Raw genomic sequence first — 16,973 nt, 5'->3', positions numbered from 1 at the left:
ACCTTATCCCATCGTTTCTTGCAGCGTGCGGCCGGTCAGGCGCAACATGCCCCAGACGATCACCGACGACAGCACCAGCAGCATAAAGCCAAAGGTCGCCCCCAGCTCCCAGTTCGAACGTACGATGAACTGGTTATAGATCATCTCGGTGAACCACAGGCTGTCCTTGCCGCCCAGCATCGTCGGCGTCAGGTAGTTGCCCAACGATAGCATGAACACCACGATACAGCCGGAAACAATGCCCGGCATGGCGTGGGGGATAATGATCTCGCGCAGTACGGACACACCGTTGCCACCTAAATCATAGCCCGCTTCGATCACGCTATCGTCCAGACTTTCCAACGTCGTGACCAGCGGCACCACCATGAACAGCATGGAGGTGTAGACAAGGCCGACCATCATCGCCGCATCGTTATACAGCATCTCGACCGGCTGGTCCGCCAGTCCGGCCCATTGCAACAGGTTCGAAATCAGTCCGGTTTCCCGCAGCAGGATCATCCAGCCAAAGGTACGCACCAGTTCAGAGACGTAGAACGGGATCAGGCACAGCATGAACAGCACCTGTTGCAACCGGCCCTTGGCCATCTTGGCGATGTAGTAGGCCACAGGAAAGGCGATCAGTAGCGTGATGGCCGTGGCCAGCACCGACATGACGGCCGTGCGCCAGAATGTCCGAAGATACAGCGGCTCTGTCAGCGCCTTTTCGTACTGGGACAGGTTGGTTTCATAGACGCCAAAACTGATACGTTCGCGCAAGCTGATCAGCAACATGTCGATATGCGGAATGACGATCAGCATACCCAGCCACAACACCAGCGGTGTCAATAACAAGATGAATCCGATCCGGGCATGCAGGCGCATCAGGCCGCCACCGCAAAGCAGGTGGCTTGCGCAGCCCCCCAACCGATGTGCAGCGTGTCACCGCGCTTTAGGGTCGCAAACTCCCCCGACTGGGGCAAGGTGACCTCCAGCGTTTCGCCCACGCTGTCCTGTACCAGCACCCGAGAGGCCGCGCCGTTGAACAAGATACTGGTGACAGTGCCTTGCAACTGGTTGTCAAAGGCGCTGAGCGCCTCGGCAGTGGCGGCAAGGCGAATCGACTCGGGCCGCACGAAAATCTCAGCGGTGTCGCCGGGGGCCAGGGTGCCGGTAGCCGTCGCGCGCATCGCAAGACCCGTCTCTGTGCGCATTTCCAGCGAAGAGCCTTCTGCGCGCTCAATCCGGCCTTTCCAGCGGTTCGCTTCACCGATGAACCCGGCCACAAAGGGCGTGTCCGGGCGATAGTACAGATCCTGCCCGGTGCCGACCTGCTCAAACCGTCCGGCGTTCATCACGGCGATCTGGTCGGACATCACCAGCGCCTCGGACTGGTCATGGGTGATATAGACAAACGTGGTATCAAAGGCCGCTTGAAGCGCCTTCAGTTCCACTTTCATATGTTCGCGCAGCTTCAGATCCAGCGCGCCCAGTGGCTCGTCCAGCAAGAGGACATCCGGCTCCAAAACCATGCAGCGGGCGATGGCGACGCGCTGTTTTTGCCCGCCCGACAGTTCATCCACCTTGCGTCCGCCGATGCCCGGCAGGCCGATCCGGTCCAGCGCCTCATCGACCTTACGGCCGATCTGATCCCTTGGCATCTTCTGCCGCCGCAACCCATAACCGATGTTTTCCGCAATGGTCATCATCGGGAACAGTGCCAGATGCTGGAACACCATGTTCACCGGGCGCTTGTTGGGCGGCGTGTCCAGAACCGATCCGCCCTTGATCCGAATGTCGCCGGATGTTGGATCAAGAAACCCCGCGATCATCCGCATGATTGTCGTCTTGCCACAGCCCGACGGTCCGAGGATCGAAAAGAAACTACCCGGCGGCACCGAGAAAGAGACGTTGTCTACGGCTGTTGTTTGGCCGAACTGCTTCACCAGGTCAGCGCATTCCAGATCAGGGGTCATGCAGAGGTCCGTTCAAGGCGTTTCAGGGTCTGTCCGAAACGAAATGGGCGGCACCGGGACTACCGATGCCGCCCCTGTCACAAGTGATTAGTTGGCGGCTTGGACACGGTCTAGGACGTCACCTTCGATGGCTTCCAGACCGGCGGGAACCGGCGGATACCACTTGATGTTGTCGATGGCCTCCTGCGGAAAGCTGGCCTGATACTTGGCTTTCAGCGCTTCCTCGGCAAATTCATCCGCCCCGGCAGAAGCGGTGAAGTTGCCAGCCACAGCCGTGATTTTGGCCGCAATTTCCGGCTGCATCACAAAGTTGATCCAAGCATAGGCGGCATCATCGGCCTGCCCCTTGGCGGGCAGAACAAAGGTATCGATCCAGCCCAGCGCACCCGATGCGGGCGCGACAAAGGTGATGTCAGCGTTGTCTTCGTTCAGCTTCCAGCCGCCGGTGTCCCATGCCATCGACGCGGTCACTTCGCCCGAACGCACGAGGTTCATCAGTTCATCGCCGCCACCCCAGTAGGTTTTGACGTTGGCCTTGCACTCGGTCAACTTGGCCTCGACCTTGCCCATGATCTCTTTGTACTTCTCTTCGTCGCCGTAGGCGGCAAAGGGATCTTCGCCCATTGCGAAGGCAAATCCGATCAGCGTCGGACGCTTCAGGCGGTAGGACACCTTGCCCGCGACAGCAGGATCACACAGGTCGGTGTAGTCCTTGACCACTTCACCCGCCAAGGCAGTGTTCATCACCAGACCGGAGGTGCCCCAGACATGCGGTACACCGTAGACCTCGTCGCCAACGGTGGTGTTGGCCATGGTGGCCATCAACATCGACGGGATGAACAGGGACTGGTCCAGCTTGGAAACATCAATGGGTTTGTAGATTCCGAATTCCATCTGCGGACCCATGACCCGGTCCTGCGAAGGCTGCACAAGGTCAAAGCCGCCGCCGCCCGTGGCACGCAGCTTGGCAATCATTTCTTCGTTGTTGGATTTGGTCACTTCGACGGTGTGGCCAGTCTCGGCCTCAAACATCTCGATGACCTCGTCGGGGGCATAGCCGCCCCAAGTCAGCAGCCGAAGCGTGTCGGCCGACGCCGCCTGTGCCAGGCCCAGTAGGGCGAGGCAGGTCGTGGTTAGCAATGTCTTGGTCATGGTCTTCCCCTGTTTTTGTTCGGATCGTGTTTTGCCACAGGATGCGCAGCGTTTACCGAATGGTCAAACTTTTTTGACGAGCCTCGGCCTTATGGGCGATGTTCTTGTCAGTTATGTGAACAAAGAACTGCCACGCGACTTTGCCCGAGATGTCCGAACCTACGTCGCGCACAGTTTGCACGGCACACCGCCCCTGTACGGGAAAACAGTTGTTGCGTGTCGTGGACACTGGCAAGGATGGTCATCGATCAGAACGGAGGCCGGACATGGAATTTATCGCAAAGGCGACTGCTGTGGTGGGGGGGGCCGTGGCGCTGCTGCGTCGCGTTGGCGCGCCGTCACATCAGGCCATGGGCGCCAGCCCGCAGATCCCCGATGCCCGCAAACAGGGCATCATGACGCTAAAAATGCCCGTCGCCCAAGGCTGGAAAAACGGCCACGTCCCCACCTGCGCGCCCGGGCTCAAGGTCAACGCCTTTGCATCCGGACTGGAGCACCCCCGTTGGATCGAGGTCCTGCCGAACGGCGATGTCCTCGTCGCGGAATCGAAAGAACAGGCGGGGCCGCCCAAGACACTGATGGACCACGCGGCACAGGCGACAATGCGACGGGCCAAGGCGATCGGCGTCAGCGCCAACCGCGTGACCCTGTGGCGGGATGCAGACGGCGACGGGGTGGCCGAAATCCGCGAGGTGTTTGTCGAGAACCAGAACCAGCCCTTTGGCATGGCGCTGATCGGGAGCCGGTTTTACCTCGGCAACACCGATGGCATCGTGGTTTTTGACTATACGCCTGATGCGACGTCGCTGACCGGGACCGGGCAAAAGCTGGTCGATTTCAAACCGCATGGCCACTGGACCCGCAGCCTGATCGTGTCACCCGATGGCACCAAGATCTACGCTGGTGTCGGGTCGTTGTCGAATATCGGCGATCAGGGCATGGAGGCAGAACAGGGGCGCGCCGCAATCTGGGAACTGGATGTCGAGACCGGCGCAGCCCGTATCTTTGCTTCGGGGCTGCGCAATGCGGTCGGCATGGCGTGGGAACCGACAACCGGCGCGCTTTGGACGGTTGTCAACGAACGCGACGGACTGGGGGACGAAACGCCGCCGGATTACCTGACCTCGGTGCAAGAGGGCGGCTTCTACGGTTGGCCCTATTGCTATTGGGGAGACACGGTAGACGACCGGGTCACACAGGACGCCGCATTGGTCGCACGCGCGATCAAGCCGGATTATGCATTGGGCGGGCATACGGCGTCGCTTGGTCTGTGCTGGATGCCAGCAGGAACTCTGCCGGGATTCGGCGACGGCATGGTGATCGGGCAGCACGGATCATGGAACCGCTCCAAACTGAGCGGCTACAAGCTGATCTTTGTACCCTTTGAGAACGGCGCACCCAGCGGTGCGCCGCGGGACATTCTCAGCGGCTTCCTGTCCGACGATGAAAAGATCGCCTACGGACGCCCCGTCGGCGTAACTCTCGGCGCGGACAAGAAGTCGCTCCTGATGGCGGATGATGTGGGTGACATCATCTGGCGCGTTACCGGCGCATAAGCGTTTGGCCGCAAGGCCAATCGCATCCAGTTCCGCGTCAAGAGCGCAGCGCACATCGGCTCCGGATCGCTGCGCACCGCAACCGTCGGGCGAGCGTGCCTCTAGCCGTCGATGCTTTGCGCCAATACGCGGCTGATCACCGTCAGGCTCTCGCCACTTTCCGCCTTCCACGCATTGAACGCAGCCTGCACCGCCGCCATCGCCTTTTTCGAGGTCGGCTCCTTGTCGATCACGCCCTCTGCCTCCAGCCGCGCCACCACGGACGGCGACAGCACATAACTTTCCTTGCCCAGATACCGCAGCGCATAGGCTCCTGTGGCCCCGCCCAGACGCGAACCGTTCTTTTTCAACCACTCCAGCAGCCCGGCGAAATCCTCAGCCGGCCAATCGCCGATCTTGCGCCCGAAACTGCCTGCCTCGGCGGCGACCTCCTGAATAAAGGCGGCGTTGTGCTGGATCGCCTCGACCTTGGGCGGGCTGCGCACGATGCGCGGATCGTCCAGCAATTCGTCGAACCAGTCTTCGGACATCACGGCCACACGCCCGACATCAAAGTTGTAGAAGGCCTCTTCGATGCCGACCCACTTGTTTTCCACAACCTGCCAACTGATCCCGGCCTGAAAAATCCCGCGCGCCATTTGCGCCAGCCAGAGGTTGTCCGGAATGGCGGCAAGATCATCCGCGCTCAGCACCTTGGGCATATCCGCCAGTACCGCGTCCTTACCGCCCTTGCGGTCCGCCGCGATGTTCAGGATCTCTTGATATGTCTGCATGGTTCCCTCCGGGTGTGACCGGCCAGACAGTGGCAGAGCCCGTCAGGTCATGAAAGCCCTCATTGAGCGGGGCTGCGCCCGGCGCTACGCTTACACCACAATCACGGAAGGGCACTGGCAGATGGACCCGGACACCTCACTGACGGATTTCAGGATGCGCGACGGGTCGCGGAACTTTCTGACCCTACCGATCGTGAAATCGCCCGGCCAGCTTTGGCGCAGCCTGTGGCGTCTCAAACACGTCAAGCGCAAGGCAAACGTTCAATCCGTCACCGACGCGTGGATCACCTTTTCCTGGCGGGGCTGGGAGATCGCCATTCACGACCCCTACGGCGAATACTGGTTCTTTGCAGAAGATCCCCAAACCCCGGGCGACGTGTTGGAAGAGATCCGCCAGCATTTCCTGAAAGCCGGGCTGTGACGCCGGACCCGACACAGCTTGACAGCTCCACTCGACAGGCGCAAAAGCAGGCCCGCAAAACATAACCCGCAACCGGGCGTTCCGTGGGCGCCAAACTGACGAGGAGTTGAGGCTGATGGCCCAGATTTCCCTGACCTTTCCCGATGGCTCAAAACGTGACTTCGACAAGGGCGTGACCCCTGCCGAAGTGGCTGCGAGCATTTCCAAATCGCTTGGCAAGAAGGCGATTTCCGCCACCGTGGGCGATGCGCACTGGGACCTGCAATGGCCGATCGAGGCTGACGCACATATCGCGATCAACACTTTGGCCGATGAGGCACCCGCGCTGGAATTGATCCGGCACGACCTTGCGCACATTATGGCGCGCGCGGTGCAGGAACTGTGGCCCGGCGTCAAAGTCACCATCGGTCCGGTGATCGACAACGGCTGGTACTACGACTTTGACCGCGAAGAGCCGTTCACCCCCGAAGATCTCGGCGCGATCGAAAAGAAGATGAAAGAGATCATCAACCGCCGCGACCCCGTCACCACCGAGATCTGGGAACGCGCCCGCGCGGTGGCCTTCTACGAGGCCAACAATGAACCTTATAAAGTCGAGTTGATCGAGGCGATCCCCGGCGATGAGCCGCTGCGCATGTATTGGCACGGCCACTGGCAAGACCTCTGCCGTGGCCCGCACCTGCAACACACCGGACAGGTTCCCGGCGACGCCTTCAAACTAATGAGCGTGGCGGGGGCCTATTGGCGCGGCGACAGCAAGCGCCAGATGCTACAGCGGATCTACGGCGTCGCCTTTAAGAACAAGGAAGACCTGAAAAAGCACCTGCACATGCTGGAGGAGGCCGCCAAACGCGACCACCGCAAGCTGGGCCGCGAGATGGACCTGTTCCACATGCAGGAAGAGGCGCCCGGTCAGGTGTTCTGGCATCCCAACGGCTGGACCATTTACACCCAGCTGCAGGACTACATGCGCCGCAAACAGCGCGCAGGTGGCTATCGGGAAATCAACACCCCGCAGGTCGTCGACCGTAAATTGTGGGAGGCCTCTGGCCACTGGGACAAGTACCAGCACCACATGTTCATCGTCGAGGTGGATGAATCCCGCGACGGTGAAAACGACGACGCCGTGGTCAAGGACAAGGGCCATACCCGCATCAATGCGCTGAAGCCGATGAACTGTCCCTGCCACGTGCAGGTGTTCAATCAGGGTCTGAAATCGTATCGCGACCTGCCCTTGCGTCTGGCCGAATTCGGATCGTGCTCGCGGTTCGAGCCTTCGGGCGCGCTGCATGGCATCATGCGGGTGCGCGGGTTCACGCAGGACGATGCGCATATCTTCTGCACCGAGGATCAGATTCAGGAGGAATGCGCGCGGTTCATCGACTTTCTCGCCGACATCTACCGCGAGCTGGGCTTCCCCGAGTTCGAAATTCGCTTTGCCACCCGTCCTGAAAAGCGCGTCGGCACCGAGGAAAGCTGGGACTATGTTGAAAACGCGCTGGAGAACGCGATCAAGGCCGTGGGCCGCGACTATGTGCTGGAACCGGGCGACGGCGCGTTCTACGGGCCCAAGCTGGACTTCTACCTGACCGACGCGATCGGGCGGGTCTGGCAATGCGGCACCTTCCAAGTAGACCCGAACCTGCCGGAACGTCTGGGCGCCTCCTACATCTCGCAAAGCGGCGACAAGACACGGCCCTTCATGTTGCACCGCGCGACGCTGGGTAGTTTCGAGCGCTTCATCGGCATCCTGATCGAGGAACATGCCGGCAAGCTGCCCTTCTGGCTGGCCCCGCGTCAGGTCGTTGTGGCCTCGATCACATCGGAGGCGGATGATTATGTGGCAGAGGTAGTCGCCCAACTAACCGCCGCCGGTGTCCGCGCCGAGGCGGATGTGCGCAACGAAAAGATCAACTACAAGGTGCGTGAGCATTCGGTCGGCAAGGTGCCCGTGATCCTTGCCGTCGGCCACCGCGAAGTTGAAGAACGCACCGTGACCGTCCGCCGCCTTGGCGAAAAGCAGACGCAGGTGGCGGCACTGGACGAGATCGTGGCGCTTTTGTCAGCGGACGCAACTGCGCCAGACCTGCGCGACTGATCCACAGACACCAAATTAAAGCCATTCCGGCCGTCCCAATCGGGGCGGCCGACTTTTTTTGCAAAACCTGCGACGGAAACGCCGGGCTGCTGCGTTACAAGCCTGACAAATTGCGTGATACGCCGTGTCGGCCCCGCCGGACCGGACGGGAAACCTGTAACATTCTGCCCTGCAGCATGGTTTGAATCGCAACAATCATTTCAATACGCCCTTTTCCCGGGCCGAAATCGCACCCTCCCGCACTGGAAGGTTCACGCCCGCGACACGCGGCCTGACGCCCCCGTGATGCACGGGCCCGTGAATGGTCCGAAACCAAGTCTCGGCGCACTCTGGTGTCACCGCAGGGCAGATCGGCCCTCGGACAAGTTTCAAATCAGAAACCCGGAGGAAATTTCACATGTCCACCACTCTCAAGACCGCCGCCCTTGTTGGCATCGTCGCCGCAGCAGTGTCCGCATCGGGCGTTCAGGCCATGGAACAGGAAAAATGCTTTGGCGTCAGCCTCGCCGGTGAAAACGATTGCGCCGCAGGCCCCGGCACCACCTGCGCCGGCACCTCGACCGTAGACTACCAAGGCAACGCCTGGACCCTCGTCGAAGCCGGCACCTGCGCCGACATCGAACTGCCCGCAATGGCAGACGGTGACGCGCGGATGGGCTCGCTCGAGGCGCTTGAGCGCGATCTGCCCGAGGCCTGATTTATATTATTTCGCGGGGCGGACCGTTCGCCCCGCGTCTTATTGATGGCGGATGCAAAAACCAATGTTCGACTCAGCCAGCTCTCTCCCCCCCTTGCCCGGTGTCGGCTACAAGCCGCAGCACTATTCGGCCATCCTGAACGATCCCGCCCCGGTGGGCTGGCTTGAGGTGCACGCCGAGAATTACATGGGCGATGGCGGCAGGCCGCTGGCACAGTTGCGCGCGCTGGCCGACCGATTTCCGATTTCCGTCCACGGCGTCGGCCTGTCCATCGGCGGGCCCGAGCGGCTGGACCCCGATCATCTGGCGCGGCTCAAGCATTTGGTTGGCTGGCTGAACCCGGCGAGCTTTTCCGAACACCTCGCCTGGTCGACCCATGACAGCCATTTCCTGAACGACCTGCTGCCCTTGCCCTATACGCCAGCCACGCTGAACCGCATCTGCGATCACGTCGATGAGGTTCAAGAGACATTGGGACGGCAGATGCTGCTGGAAAATCCGTCCAGCTATCTGACCTTTGCCGAAAGCACCATGTCAGAGACCGATTTCCTACGCGACGTGGTCCGCCGCACCGGCTGTGGCCTGCTGCTGGACGTCAACAATGTCTTCGTCTCGGCGGTGAACCTTGGCGACAGCCCGCAGGCGTATATCGACGCCTTCCCGATGGACGCCGTTGGCGAGATCCATTTGGCGGGGCACGACGAAGATGAGGACGATTTTGGCGCGCCGCTGCTGATCGACAGCCACGGGCGCGAAGTGGCCGAGCCGGTTTGGGCGCTGCTGGATAAGGTGCTGGACCTGTCGGGACCGCACCCTTTGTTGATAGAATGGGACAATGATGTGCCCGACTGGTCCGTTCTGGCGGCTGAGGCCGCGCGAGCCCAAGTTGCTCTATCGCAGGTGTCGGCGTGAGTTGCTTGATGAACCGCGTCAAGGGGGCGCTGCCCCCGTCTCCCTTCGGTCGACTCCCCCGGGATATTTTTGGACAGAAGAAACCCGGCGGCTGTCCAAATGGCTGAGGCGAGCACAGCTGAGGCGGCGTTTCGTATGGGATTGCTGCGCGCCGATGTGGCGATCCCCGGCGGTTTGACCGATGGTGCGGGCCGCCCCGCCGGCCGACGCTATGATGTGTATCGAAACAACGTGGCGGTGGCGTTGCGAGAGGCGTTGGAGGCCGGTTTTCCGGCGGTTGCCAAGCTGATCGGGCCAGAGAACTTTGCGCGCTCGGCGGGGATGTATTTGCGCAGCGATCCGCCTGTGACACCGTTGATGATGCACTATGGCGCGGGCTTTCCGGCCTTTCTTGAAGGGATCGAGGCGCTGCGTGGCATCGGCTATCTGGGTGATGTGGCGCGGTTAGAGCTGGCCATGCGGCGCAGCTATCACGCCGCAGATGCGGCGGTCTTTGAGAGCGGGCGGTTGGCATTATTGGATGAGGCCGCGCTGATGGCAGCGCGTCTGGTCCTTGCGCCTTCGGTGCAGGTGGTGCGGTCGCGTTGGCCGGTTCTGTCTGTCTATCGGTTCACCCTGAGGCCGGATCAGCCGAAACCACAGGCGCGCGCCGAGGATGTGTTGATCACCCGCGCTGAGTATGACCCCACGCCGCACCTGCTGCCGCAAGGTGGTGCGGATTTTGTCGACGCGCTGTTGCGCGGGCTGACCTTTGGTGCGGCAGTCACGTCTGCCGGTGCCGATTTCGACTTGCCCGCGACCCTGACGCTGCTGTTGCAGCAGGGCGCGATTTCCGACTTTTGCACTGCTTGAGGAGACCTGACATGGACCGCCTGACCTCCCTTCACGCCACAATCTTTGCCCCTGTCGAGCGTATGGGCGATCACCTGATCCCTCTGCTGGCGCGGTTGGTTTTTGCCGCGACCTTGTTGCGCTACTACTGGAATTCCGCCGGGACCAAGGTTTGGGACCGCAAAGGAGAGGAAGGCATCTTTGATTTCTTCACTCTGGAATCGGGCACCTATGCGCAGATGTTCCCAAAAGCCTTTGAGGCGGCGGGATATAACACGGCCAAGCTTGGCTTTGTGTATGATCTGGTGGCCTATGCCGGAACCTATACCGAATGGCTGCTGCCGCTGTTGATCGTGATCGGGCTGTTCACCCGGCTGGCGGCATTGGGCATGATCGGCTTTGTCGTGGTGCAGACCTTTGTCGACGTGACCGGGCATGGCGGCAAACCGGGAATACTTTTCGACACGCGGTATGAGCTGATTGACGAGCGGACGCTCTGGATCTTTGGCCTTGCCATTCTGGTCATCAAGGGCGCAGGCGCGCTGTCCATCGACCGGCTACTGGGTCTTAACGCGGGACCGCGCGCCGTCACGGTGGTCTGAGGGGGACGGTGGACTGGGCGCCGTTGCCGATGGCAACCAGGGGCGCCCCCATCTTTCCTTCGTCAGGGCACGTCTCAGAAATGCGCCTTTGGTTCGTCCGGTTTGCCCGCGGCCAGCGCCAGCACCCCGGCCAGACCGGCAAAGGCGATGGGAAACATGGTAAAGACGTTGAACCCGAAGGCGTGAAACATCGCCGCCGCCGAGGCCAGCAGCAACAACCCGCCCCACAGCGCGCGCGCCTTGGCCATGGCCCCACCCGCGATGGCCAAAAGCGGTGCAAGGATCGACACCGTACGCACCGTCGCCGGGTCATCAAACATGCCGAACATCTCTTCGACCTCGCCGACATTCTTGACCAATTCGGTATAGCCGAACCCGAAAAAACCCACGATCATGCCAATCACACCGGCGATGATGCCCAGCGTCAATGCCGCATTTCTCATGTTCCTGTCTCCTGCCCCGTCACGCCCAGTGCGGCCTGCGCAGCTTTGTCCCAGCCCAGCACCATGCGCGCCCCGTCCACGACCAAAGGCCGCTTCATGACCGTCGGATGCCGCCTGATCAACTCGGCGGGCAGCAACGCGCGAGCCTCATCATCCAGTCCACGCCAAGTTGCTGACCGTGTGTTGAGCAATTTTTCGCCGAACTGCGCCATCGCGTCGTCCAAGACGTCGCCCGGCAGCCCCTCATCGCGGACATCGACAAAAGCCGCCCCCGGCAAGGCTTTGCGCGCCTTTCTGCAAGTATCGCAGGTCTTCAACCCGTAGATGATCATGCGTATTCCTTTGGCAGTTTCTCTCAATTTGTGGTGAGATAGGCCACCTTTCGGCGAAATGCGAGGGTGGGACTCTGGTATTCCACCCATCCGCGTTAGTCTGGAACGCGTGACTTTCGGCCGCCAGATGTCGGGGGCGTGCAGTTTTCGCGACCTTGACCGCCGGATGTGACCGTCCTGACCGATTTGTCGGGATGTGTGAAAGAACAGGAACAGGAGCACGGGACACATGCCAACGGGCACCGTGAAGTGGTTCAACACCACCAAGGGATTTGGGTTCATCGCACCGGACGACGGCGGCCAAGACGTCTTTGTCCACATCTCTGCGGTGGAAAGGTCCGGTTTGACCGGGCTTGCGGACAACCAGAAGGTCAGCTTTGAACTGCGAGAAGGCCGCGACGGGCGCTCCATGGCGGCGGATTTGCAACTGCTCTGACCGGCGGGTCGCGTGCGGTGCGGGGACGTAATGTCGGACTTGCACCCCCGCCCGCTGTGTCCACGGCATTTGTGGAAAAACCGAAGGACTCGGCGCTTCGCCGCCGGGGCTGATCGCTGTACCCTGACGGCAGGCCTGCGTATTGCGTTGGTTTTTCCGGAGACCGACATGCCGTTCAAGTGGATCACCTATGCTGCGATTCTGGCCACCGTCGCCTTGCTGGTGGCCGGGGTCAGCACGTTGCCGCCGCTGACAGAGGGCGGCCTGACCCCCAGCGGGCCACCGCCCTATGGCGCGGCGTCGGCCCCGGCTGATCCGGCGGCGTTTTGCCGGGCGACCCTGAGCGGCGTCAATTGCGCCTGCTTTGCCCAGAAAACGGCCGAGGTCATGAGCGCACCGCACAATCCTGTGCCGGGCATGGCCTATGCCGACCGTTGGGATCTGGCCCGCGCGCAGGCCGGGGAAAGCTGCTGATCACGCCTCTTGCAGGCGTCGCGCCTCTTCGCCCGCCAGCCGGACCAGCAATTGCATATAGGGTTTTTCAAGGTCTTCGGTGCGCACCGCCGCGTACAGCCGCCGTGTCAGTCCCTGTTCCGTCAGCGGGCGCGTCACATAGTCAGAACTGTATTTGACCTCGCGCACAACCCAATCCGGCAACACTGACACCCCCCGGTTCGAGGCGACCAGCAGCAGGATCACTGCCGTCAGTTCGACCTGCCGAATCGCCGCCGGTTCCACCTTGGCGGGGGTCAAAAGCTGGCTGAAAATATCCAATCGCGACCGTTCCACCGGGTAGGTGATCAGGGTTTGACCGCGAAAATCCTCGGCCTCGATAAATGGCTTTTCCGCCAACGGGTGCGAAGCCGAGGCCACAAACACCGGGCTGTACTCAAACAGCGGCACAAAGGTCACGCCCGCCAGATCCTCCGGGTCAGAGGAGATCACCACATCCACCTCTTCCTTCATCAACGCGGGCAGCGCGTCAAAGGCAAGTCCGGGGCGGATGTCCACGTCCACATCGCCGAATTTCTTGCGAAACCCTTCCAACACCGGGAACAGCCACTCGAAACAGGCGTGGCATTCGATGGCGATGTGCAGCCGCCCTGCCTTGCCCGACCGCAACCCCTCAAATTCATCCTGCAAGGCCTCGACCTGGGGCAGAACCTGTTCGGCCAGCCGCAACAGGCGCTTGCCCGCAGCCGACAGTTTCATCGGTTTTGAGCGCCGCACAAACAGCTCGACCCCCGCCTGATCTTCCAGCCCCTTGATCTGATGGCTGAGCGCGGATTGCGTGATGTTCAGCTGCTCCGCTGCGCGCGCGACACCGCCCGCGTCATGAATCGCCTTGATGGTCCGGAGGTGCCGGAATTCGATATGCATGGGAAACCAGTGTCCGCCTCATGTTGATCTTGAGATTTATGAGTTTGTCTCACAATGCAGTATGTGCGACAAGGGCGGCAACTCAACACAGGACTCGTCCATCATGCAGCGCCCAGAGATTTCATTCGAATTTTTCCCTCCGAAAAACATCGAGGCGACCTTTCGCCTTTGGGACGCGGTGCAGGTTCTGTCACCGCTGGCGCCGCGCTTTGTCTCTGTCACCTATGGCGCGGGCGGCACAACCCGTGATCTGACCCGTGATGTGGTTGCGACGCTGCACAAACATTCCGGCCTGCGCACGGCGGCACATCTGACCTGCGTGAACGCCACCCGTGCCGAAACCCTCGCGATTGCCGATGGCTTTGCCGAGGCTGGTGTGACTGACATCGTGTCCCTGCGTGGCGATCCGCCCAAAGGGTCTGCCGGGTTTGAGGCGCATCCCGACGGCTTTGCCAATTCCATCGAGCTGATCGAGGCCTTGGCCGAAACCGGCAAGTTCACCCAGCGCGTCGGCGCCTATCCTGACCCCCACCCCGAGGCTGACAGCCAGCAGGCCAGCATCGAATGGCTCAAGCGCAAGCTGGACGCCGGCGCGACAGAGGCCCTGACCCAGTTCTTCTTTGAGGCGGACACGTTTTTCCGCTTCCGCGACGATTGCGCCAAGGCGGGCATCGACACCTCCAAACTGGTCCCCGGCATCCTGCCGATCGAAAACTGGAATGGCGCGCGCCGCTTTGCCGAAAGCTGCGGCACCTATATCCCGGCGTGGGTCTCGGACGCGTTCGAAAAGGCCAAACGTGACGGGCGTGAGGATCTGCTGGCCACCGCGATCTGTTCAGAGCTCTGCACCGACCTGATCGAAGGCGGCGTGGACAAGCTGCACTTCTACACCCTGAACCGCCCGGAACTGACCCGCGATGTCTGTTTCGCGCTGGGTGTCACACCCGAAGTGAACTTCGAACAAGTCGCCTGAGCGTAAACCGCGCCGCAGGACCATCCCGCCCCGGGCCTGGCCCGGGGCCACCCCTCGCCCTTACCGGAACATCGGCGGACGGGCGTCCATCCAGACGCCCTGACCTTGGCCACTTTCAGCCACCGCAAAGACGGCAGCCATCGACCGCAGCCCGTCCTCTGCGCGCGGATACAGATCCGCGGCCGGGTCCATATCGCGCCCTTCCTTGCGGGCACGGATCGCCTCGGCCAGATCGGCGTAAATATTGGCAAAGGCCAACGGCATCCCCTCCGCATGCCCCATAGTCACCCGGCTCGCGCGATCCGCCTCGGGCGACAGACCCGGCCCACCCCGTTCCATCACCTCCAGCCGACCGCCCAGAGGCATCCAGTAAAGCTGATTAGGCTGCTCCTGCGCCCAGCGCAGCCCGCCCTTTTCACCAAAGACCTGCAAGGTCAGCCCGTGCTGACGCCCAAGCGCAATGCTTGAGGTCCACAAACGCCCCGCAGCACCTCCGTCAAAGCGCAGGTTCACCTGTGCATCATCTTCAAGCACGCGACTCTCGATACAGGACACCGTATCCGCCGACAGCCGGTCCAGCTCTTGCCCGATCACAAAGCTTGCCATGTGCAGCGCGTGGATGCCGCAATCGGCAAACTGCGCCGACACCCCCGCCTGCGCCGGATCATAGCGCCAGCGCACCCGCGGGTTGTCCGCGTCCGCCGCATCTGCGTGATGGCCGTGGGCAAACTCCGCCACCACCATGCGAACCTTGCCCAAATCGCCACGCGCCACCATCGCCCGCATGTGCCGCACCAGCGCATAGCCGGTGTAGCCGTAGTTCACCGCGCAGATGCGCCCCGTCTCACGGGCCAGGCCGACGATTTCCTCGCCCTCTTCCACGGTCATGGTCATGGGCTTTTCGCACAGCACATGAAACCCCGCCTCCAAATAGGCCTTGGTAATCTCGAAATGCGTGGCATTGGGCGTGGCCACCGTCACCAGATCAATCCGGTCGTCGCGCCCCTGCTCGCCCTCTAACATCTCTCGCCAGTCGCCATAGGCGCGGTCCGCCGCCAGCCCCAGCCGTTGTCCGTACTCCCGCCCCGCCTCGGGCCGGTGGTCCAGCGCGCCCGCGACAAAGTCGAAAGCCCCGTCCAATCCCGCGCCCAACCGGTGCGCCGGACCGATCTGGCTGCCTTCACCGCCGCCAATCATGCCCCACAACAGTTTCGCCATACTCTCTCCTCCCACCACGCCGCCCGCATGGCTCGTGTTTCTCAAAAATTGCTGACCCGCGCCCATCCGCCGGACGCAGCAGAGGCCCGCGCCGCCGCAATGACCCGGTGCACCTCCACCCCGTCAGCAAAGGTTGGCCAGACCGGCGCACAACTGTCGATGGCGGTCAGGAAATCCTTCGCCTCGATAATGATCTGATCCTGATAGCCGGTGCCATGTCCGGGGCCGAGGCAGAAGGGTTTGTAATCCGGATGCGCCGGGCCGGTCAGGACCTTGGTGAACCCTGCCCGTTCTGCCGGGGCCTCGCCATCACAGACCCACAGCGCGTTCTGATCCTCCTGATCAAACCGTACTGCGCCCTTTTCCCCAGTCACCTCATAGGCATAGCCCATCTTCTTGCCGGTCGCGACACGGCTGGCAAACAGATGCCCAGTCGCCCCACTGGCAAACCGCAGCGTCATCAGAACCTGATCGTCATTGGTGACCGTCACGCCGTTGCGTTCGGGGAATACCGTCTCGATCACTGCAAAGACCTGCGCTATCGGTCCGCCAAGTGCCAGCGCCGCGTTGATTGGGTGCGGGGCCAAATCCCCCAAACAGCCATTCGCCTCGCCCTGCGAGCGCCACGGCGGCAGGATCGAGGTCAGGTGAAAGTCCTCTGTGTGTTCAATCCGCAGATGATGCACCCGGCCCAGCGCGCCCTCACCAATCAACTTCCGCGCGAACTGCGTCGCAGGAGTCCGGCTGTAATTGTACGCCACCGAATGCACCACGCCGGCCCGCTCTGCCGCCGCCAGCATGGCCCGCGCCTCTGCCGCGTCCAGTCCCATCGGTTTTTCACACAGCACCGGCTTGCCCGCTTCAAAGGCCGCCGTTGCTATCTCAAGATGCGTCGATTGCGGTGACGCGATCACCACCGCCTCAACCTCGGGATCATCGACCATGGCCCGCCAGTCACGCGCGCCGCGCTCAAACCCGTAAGCCTCGGCATAGCGCGCGCCACTTTCCGACGACGCCCCGGCAATAGACACCAGTCGCGGCTTCAGCCGTGTCTCGAACACCGTACCAACGGCGGCAAAAGCGGCGGAATGGGCCTTGCCCATATAGCCGCCACCGACAATGCCTATCCCGATCCGAGCCATGCGAACCCCTCCCCCGTTAGCGCCCGACAAGCCTTGCCGGGGCGCCAGCAGGGG

Annotated in this window: 19 protein-coding genes; 10 read left to right on the top strand and 9 right to left on the bottom strand. The window is 61.9% G+C overall.

Translation table 11 applies throughout. The features are described from left to right. Nucleotides 1–3 precede the first annotated feature (3 nt). The 3 genes from ANTHELSMS3_RS11710 to ANTHELSMS3_RS11700 all read right to left on the bottom strand — a co-directional run bounded on the left by ANTHELSMS3_RS11710 (nt 4) and on the right by ANTHELSMS3_RS11700 (nt 3,104). Nucleotides 4–861 (bottom strand): ABC transporter permease, encoded by an 858-nt coding sequence (locus ANTHELSMS3_RS11710; RefSeq protein WP_094035020.1) that lies wholly within the window; start codon nt 859–861, stop codon nt 4–6. Beyond that, the gene (locus ANTHELSMS3_RS11705) at nt 861–1,952 is read right to left on the bottom strand and encodes an ABC transporter ATP-binding protein (RefSeq protein ID WP_094035019.1); all 1,092 of its coding nucleotides are present in this window, start codon (nt 1,950–1,952) and stop codon (nt 861–863) included. The genes ANTHELSMS3_RS11710 and ANTHELSMS3_RS11705 overlap by 1 nt, the downstream gene beginning before the upstream one ends. A gap of 87 nt (nt 1,953–2,039) precedes the next feature. Then, entirely contained in the window at nt 2,040–3,104 is a 1,065-nt protein-coding gene (locus ANTHELSMS3_RS11700) for an extracellular solute-binding protein (protein WP_094035018.1), read from the bottom strand. A 266-nt stretch (nt 3,105–3,370) separates the two neighbouring features. Here ANTHELSMS3_RS11700 and ANTHELSMS3_RS11695 point away from each other — a divergent pair, with 266 nt between their 5' ends. After that, on the top strand, nt 3,371–4,660 hold the full coding sequence (locus tag ANTHELSMS3_RS11695) for a PQQ-dependent sugar dehydrogenase (RefSeq protein WP_094035017.1): 1,290 nt from the start codon (nt 3,371–3,373) through the stop codon (nt 4,658–4,660). 101 nt (nt 4,661–4,761) lie between these two features. On the opposite strand, the gene ANTHELSMS3_RS11690 is transcribed toward ANTHELSMS3_RS11695, so the two are convergent. Then, on the bottom strand, nt 4,762–5,433 hold the full coding sequence (locus tag ANTHELSMS3_RS11690) for a DNA-3-methyladenine glycosylase I (RefSeq protein ID WP_094035016.1): 672 nt from the start codon (nt 5,431–5,433) through the stop codon (nt 4,762–4,764). A gap of 49 nt (nt 5,434–5,482) precedes the next feature. Between ANTHELSMS3_RS11690 and ANTHELSMS3_RS11685 the strand changes: the two genes are divergently transcribed. The 6 genes from ANTHELSMS3_RS11685 to ANTHELSMS3_RS11660 all read left to right on the top strand — a co-directional run bounded on the left by ANTHELSMS3_RS11685 (nt 5,483) and on the right by ANTHELSMS3_RS11660 (nt 10,995). After that, a complete protein-coding gene (locus ANTHELSMS3_RS11685) occupies nt 5,483–5,854 on the top strand; it encodes a hypothetical protein (RefSeq protein WP_094035015.1) in 372 nt (123 codons plus the stop codon). A 115-nt stretch (nt 5,855–5,969) separates the two neighbouring features. Then, nucleotides 5,970–7,952 carry a threonine--tRNA ligase gene (gene thrS / locus ANTHELSMS3_RS11680; RefSeq protein ID WP_094035014.1) on the top strand — a complete coding sequence of 661 codons (1,983 nt, stop codon included), beginning with the start codon at nt 5,970–5,972 and terminating at the stop codon, nt 7,950–7,952. A 397-nt stretch (nt 7,953–8,349) separates the two neighbouring features. Continuing rightward, entirely contained in the window at nt 8,350–8,649 is a 300-nt protein-coding gene (locus ANTHELSMS3_RS11675) for a BufA1 family periplasmic bufferin-type metallophore (RefSeq protein WP_094035013.1), read from the top strand. A 64-nt stretch (nt 8,650–8,713) separates the two neighbouring features. Then, on the top strand, nt 8,714–9,562 hold the full coding sequence (bufB, locus tag ANTHELSMS3_RS11670) for an MNIO family bufferin maturase (protein WP_094035012.1): 849 nt from the start codon (nt 8,714–8,716) through the stop codon (nt 9,560–9,562). A gap of 99 nt (nt 9,563–9,661) precedes the next feature. Next, nucleotides 9,662–10,414 (top strand): HvfC/BufC N-terminal domain-containing protein, encoded by a 753-nt coding sequence (locus ANTHELSMS3_RS11665; protein WP_094035011.1) that lies wholly within the window; start codon nt 9,662–9,664, stop codon nt 10,412–10,414. An 11-nt stretch (nt 10,415–10,425) separates the two neighbouring features. Further along, on the top strand, nt 10,426–10,995 hold the full coding sequence (locus ANTHELSMS3_RS11660; RefSeq protein WP_094035010.1) for a DoxX family protein: 570 nt from the start codon (nt 10,426–10,428) through the stop codon (nt 10,993–10,995). A 74-nt stretch (nt 10,996–11,069) separates the two neighbouring features. Here ANTHELSMS3_RS11660 and ANTHELSMS3_RS11655 read toward each other — a convergent pair whose 3' ends face one another. Both ANTHELSMS3_RS11655 and ANTHELSMS3_RS11650 read right to left on the bottom strand, forming a co-directional pair. Continuing rightward, nucleotides 11,070–11,438 (bottom strand): hypothetical protein, encoded by a 369-nt coding sequence (locus tag ANTHELSMS3_RS11655; protein ID WP_089278822.1) that lies wholly within the window; start codon nt 11,436–11,438, stop codon nt 11,070–11,072. Next, a complete protein-coding gene (locus ANTHELSMS3_RS11650) occupies nt 11,435–11,770 on the bottom strand; it encodes an ArsC/Spx/MgsR family protein (protein ID WP_094035009.1) in 336 nt (111 codons plus the stop codon). The genes ANTHELSMS3_RS11655 and ANTHELSMS3_RS11650 overlap by 4 nt, the downstream gene beginning before the upstream one ends. A 229-nt stretch (nt 11,771–11,999) precedes the next feature. Here ANTHELSMS3_RS11650 and ANTHELSMS3_RS11645 point away from each other — a divergent pair, with 229 nt between their 5' ends. Together ANTHELSMS3_RS11645 and ANTHELSMS3_RS11640 are read left to right on the top strand one after the other, a co-directional pair. Beyond that, nucleotides 12,000–12,206, top strand: coding sequence for a cold-shock protein (locus ANTHELSMS3_RS11645; protein ID WP_094035008.1), 207 nt, complete (start codon nt 12,000–12,002; stop codon nt 12,204–12,206). Nucleotides 12,207–12,374: 168 nt separating this feature from the next. Further along, a complete protein-coding gene (locus ANTHELSMS3_RS11640; protein ID WP_094035007.1) occupies nt 12,375–12,680 on the top strand; it encodes a hypothetical protein in 306 nt (101 codons plus the stop codon). Here ANTHELSMS3_RS11640 and ANTHELSMS3_RS11635 read toward each other — a convergent pair whose 3' ends face one another. Next, nucleotides 12,681–13,586, bottom strand: a complete 906-nt coding sequence (locus ANTHELSMS3_RS11635; protein WP_094035006.1) for a LysR family transcriptional regulator — start codon at nt 13,584–13,586, stop codon at nt 12,681–12,683. Nucleotides 13,587–13,689: 103 nt separating this feature from the next. Between ANTHELSMS3_RS11635 and ANTHELSMS3_RS11630 the strand changes: the two genes are divergently transcribed. Then, nucleotides 13,690–14,559: a methylenetetrahydrofolate reductase gene (locus tag ANTHELSMS3_RS11630; protein ID WP_094037081.1), complete on the top strand. Its 870-nt coding sequence runs from the start codon at nt 13,690–13,692 to the stop codon at nt 14,557–14,559. 60 nt (nt 14,560–14,619) lie between these two features. On the opposite strand, the gene ANTHELSMS3_RS11625 is transcribed toward ANTHELSMS3_RS11630, so the two are convergent. Both ANTHELSMS3_RS11625 and ANTHELSMS3_RS11620 read right to left on the bottom strand, forming a co-directional pair. Further along, nucleotides 14,620–15,777 carry a Gfo/Idh/MocA family protein gene (locus ANTHELSMS3_RS11625; RefSeq protein ID WP_094035005.1) on the bottom strand — a complete coding sequence of 386 codons (1,158 nt, stop codon included), beginning with the start codon at nt 15,775–15,777 and terminating at the stop codon, nt 14,620–14,622. A gap of 41 nt (nt 15,778–15,818) precedes the next feature. After that, nucleotides 15,819–16,919: a Gfo/Idh/MocA family protein gene (locus ANTHELSMS3_RS11620; protein WP_094035004.1), complete on the bottom strand. Its 1,101-nt coding sequence runs from the start codon at nt 16,917–16,919 to the stop codon at nt 15,819–15,821. Nucleotides 16,920–16,973 lie beyond the last annotated feature (54 nt).

This window comes from Antarctobacter heliothermus, from assembly GCF_002237555.1.
Taxonomy (GTDB): domain Bacteria; phylum Pseudomonadota; class Alphaproteobacteria; order Rhodobacterales; family Rhodobacteraceae; genus Antarctobacter; species Antarctobacter heliothermus_B.
This window is presented reverse-complemented; position numbering and strand designations above follow the sequence as displayed.

Coding starts and splice junctions, on each gene's coding strand:
- ANTHELSMS3_RS11710 (WP_094035020.1), bottom strand. CDS start 861: ATGCGCCTGCATGCCCGGATCGGATTCATCTTGTTATTGACACCGCTG.
- ANTHELSMS3_RS11705 (WP_094035019.1), bottom strand. CDS start 1,952: ATGACCCCTGATCTGGAATGCGCTGACCTGGTGAAGCAGTTCGGCCAA.
- ANTHELSMS3_RS11700 (WP_094035018.1), bottom strand. CDS start 3,104: ATGACCAAGACATTGCTAACCACGACCTGCCTCGCCCTACTGGGCCTG.
- ANTHELSMS3_RS11695 (WP_094035017.1), top strand. CDS start 3,371: ATGGAATTTATCGCAAAGGCGACTGCTGTGGTGGGGGGGGCCGTGGCG.
- ANTHELSMS3_RS11690 (WP_094035016.1), bottom strand. CDS start 5,433: ATGCAGACATATCAAGAGATCCTGAACATCGCGGCGGACCGCAAGGGC.
- ANTHELSMS3_RS11685 (WP_094035015.1), top strand. CDS start 5,483: ATGAAAGCCCTCATTGAGCGGGGCTGCGCCCGGCGCTACGCTTACACC.
- thrS (WP_094035014.1), top strand. CDS start 5,970: ATGGCCCAGATTTCCCTGACCTTTCCCGATGGCTCAAAACGTGACTTC.
- ANTHELSMS3_RS11675 (WP_094035013.1), top strand. CDS start 8,350: ATGTCCACCACTCTCAAGACCGCCGCCCTTGTTGGCATCGTCGCCGCA.
- bufB (WP_094035012.1), top strand. CDS start 8,714: ATGTTCGACTCAGCCAGCTCTCTCCCCCCCTTGCCCGGTGTCGGCTAC.
- ANTHELSMS3_RS11665 (WP_094035011.1), top strand. CDS start 9,662: ATGGCTGAGGCGAGCACAGCTGAGGCGGCGTTTCGTATGGGATTGCTG.
- ANTHELSMS3_RS11660 (WP_094035010.1), top strand. CDS start 10,426: ATGGACCGCCTGACCTCCCTTCACGCCACAATCTTTGCCCCTGTCGAG.
- ANTHELSMS3_RS11655 (WP_089278822.1), bottom strand. CDS start 11,438: ATGAGAAATGCGGCATTGACGCTGGGCATCATCGCCGGTGTGATTGGC.
- ANTHELSMS3_RS11650 (WP_094035009.1), bottom strand. CDS start 11,770: ATGATCATCTACGGGTTGAAGACCTGCGATACTTGCAGAAAGGCGCGC.
- ANTHELSMS3_RS11645 (WP_094035008.1), top strand. CDS start 12,000: ATGCCAACGGGCACCGTGAAGTGGTTCAACACCACCAAGGGATTTGGG.
- ANTHELSMS3_RS11640 (WP_094035007.1), top strand. CDS start 12,375: ATGCCGTTCAAGTGGATCACCTATGCTGCGATTCTGGCCACCGTCGCC.
- ANTHELSMS3_RS11635 (WP_094035006.1), bottom strand. CDS start 13,586: ATGCATATCGAATTCCGGCACCTCCGGACCATCAAGGCGATTCATGAC.
- ANTHELSMS3_RS11630 (WP_094037081.1), top strand. CDS start 13,690: ATGCAGCGCCCAGAGATTTCATTCGAATTTTTCCCTCCGAAAAACATC.
- ANTHELSMS3_RS11625 (WP_094035005.1), bottom strand. CDS start 15,777: ATGGCGAAACTGTTGTGGGGCATGATTGGCGGCGGTGAAGGCAGCCAG.
- ANTHELSMS3_RS11620 (WP_094035004.1), bottom strand. CDS start 16,919: ATGGCTCGGATCGGGATAGGCATTGTCGGTGGCGGCTATATGGGCAAG.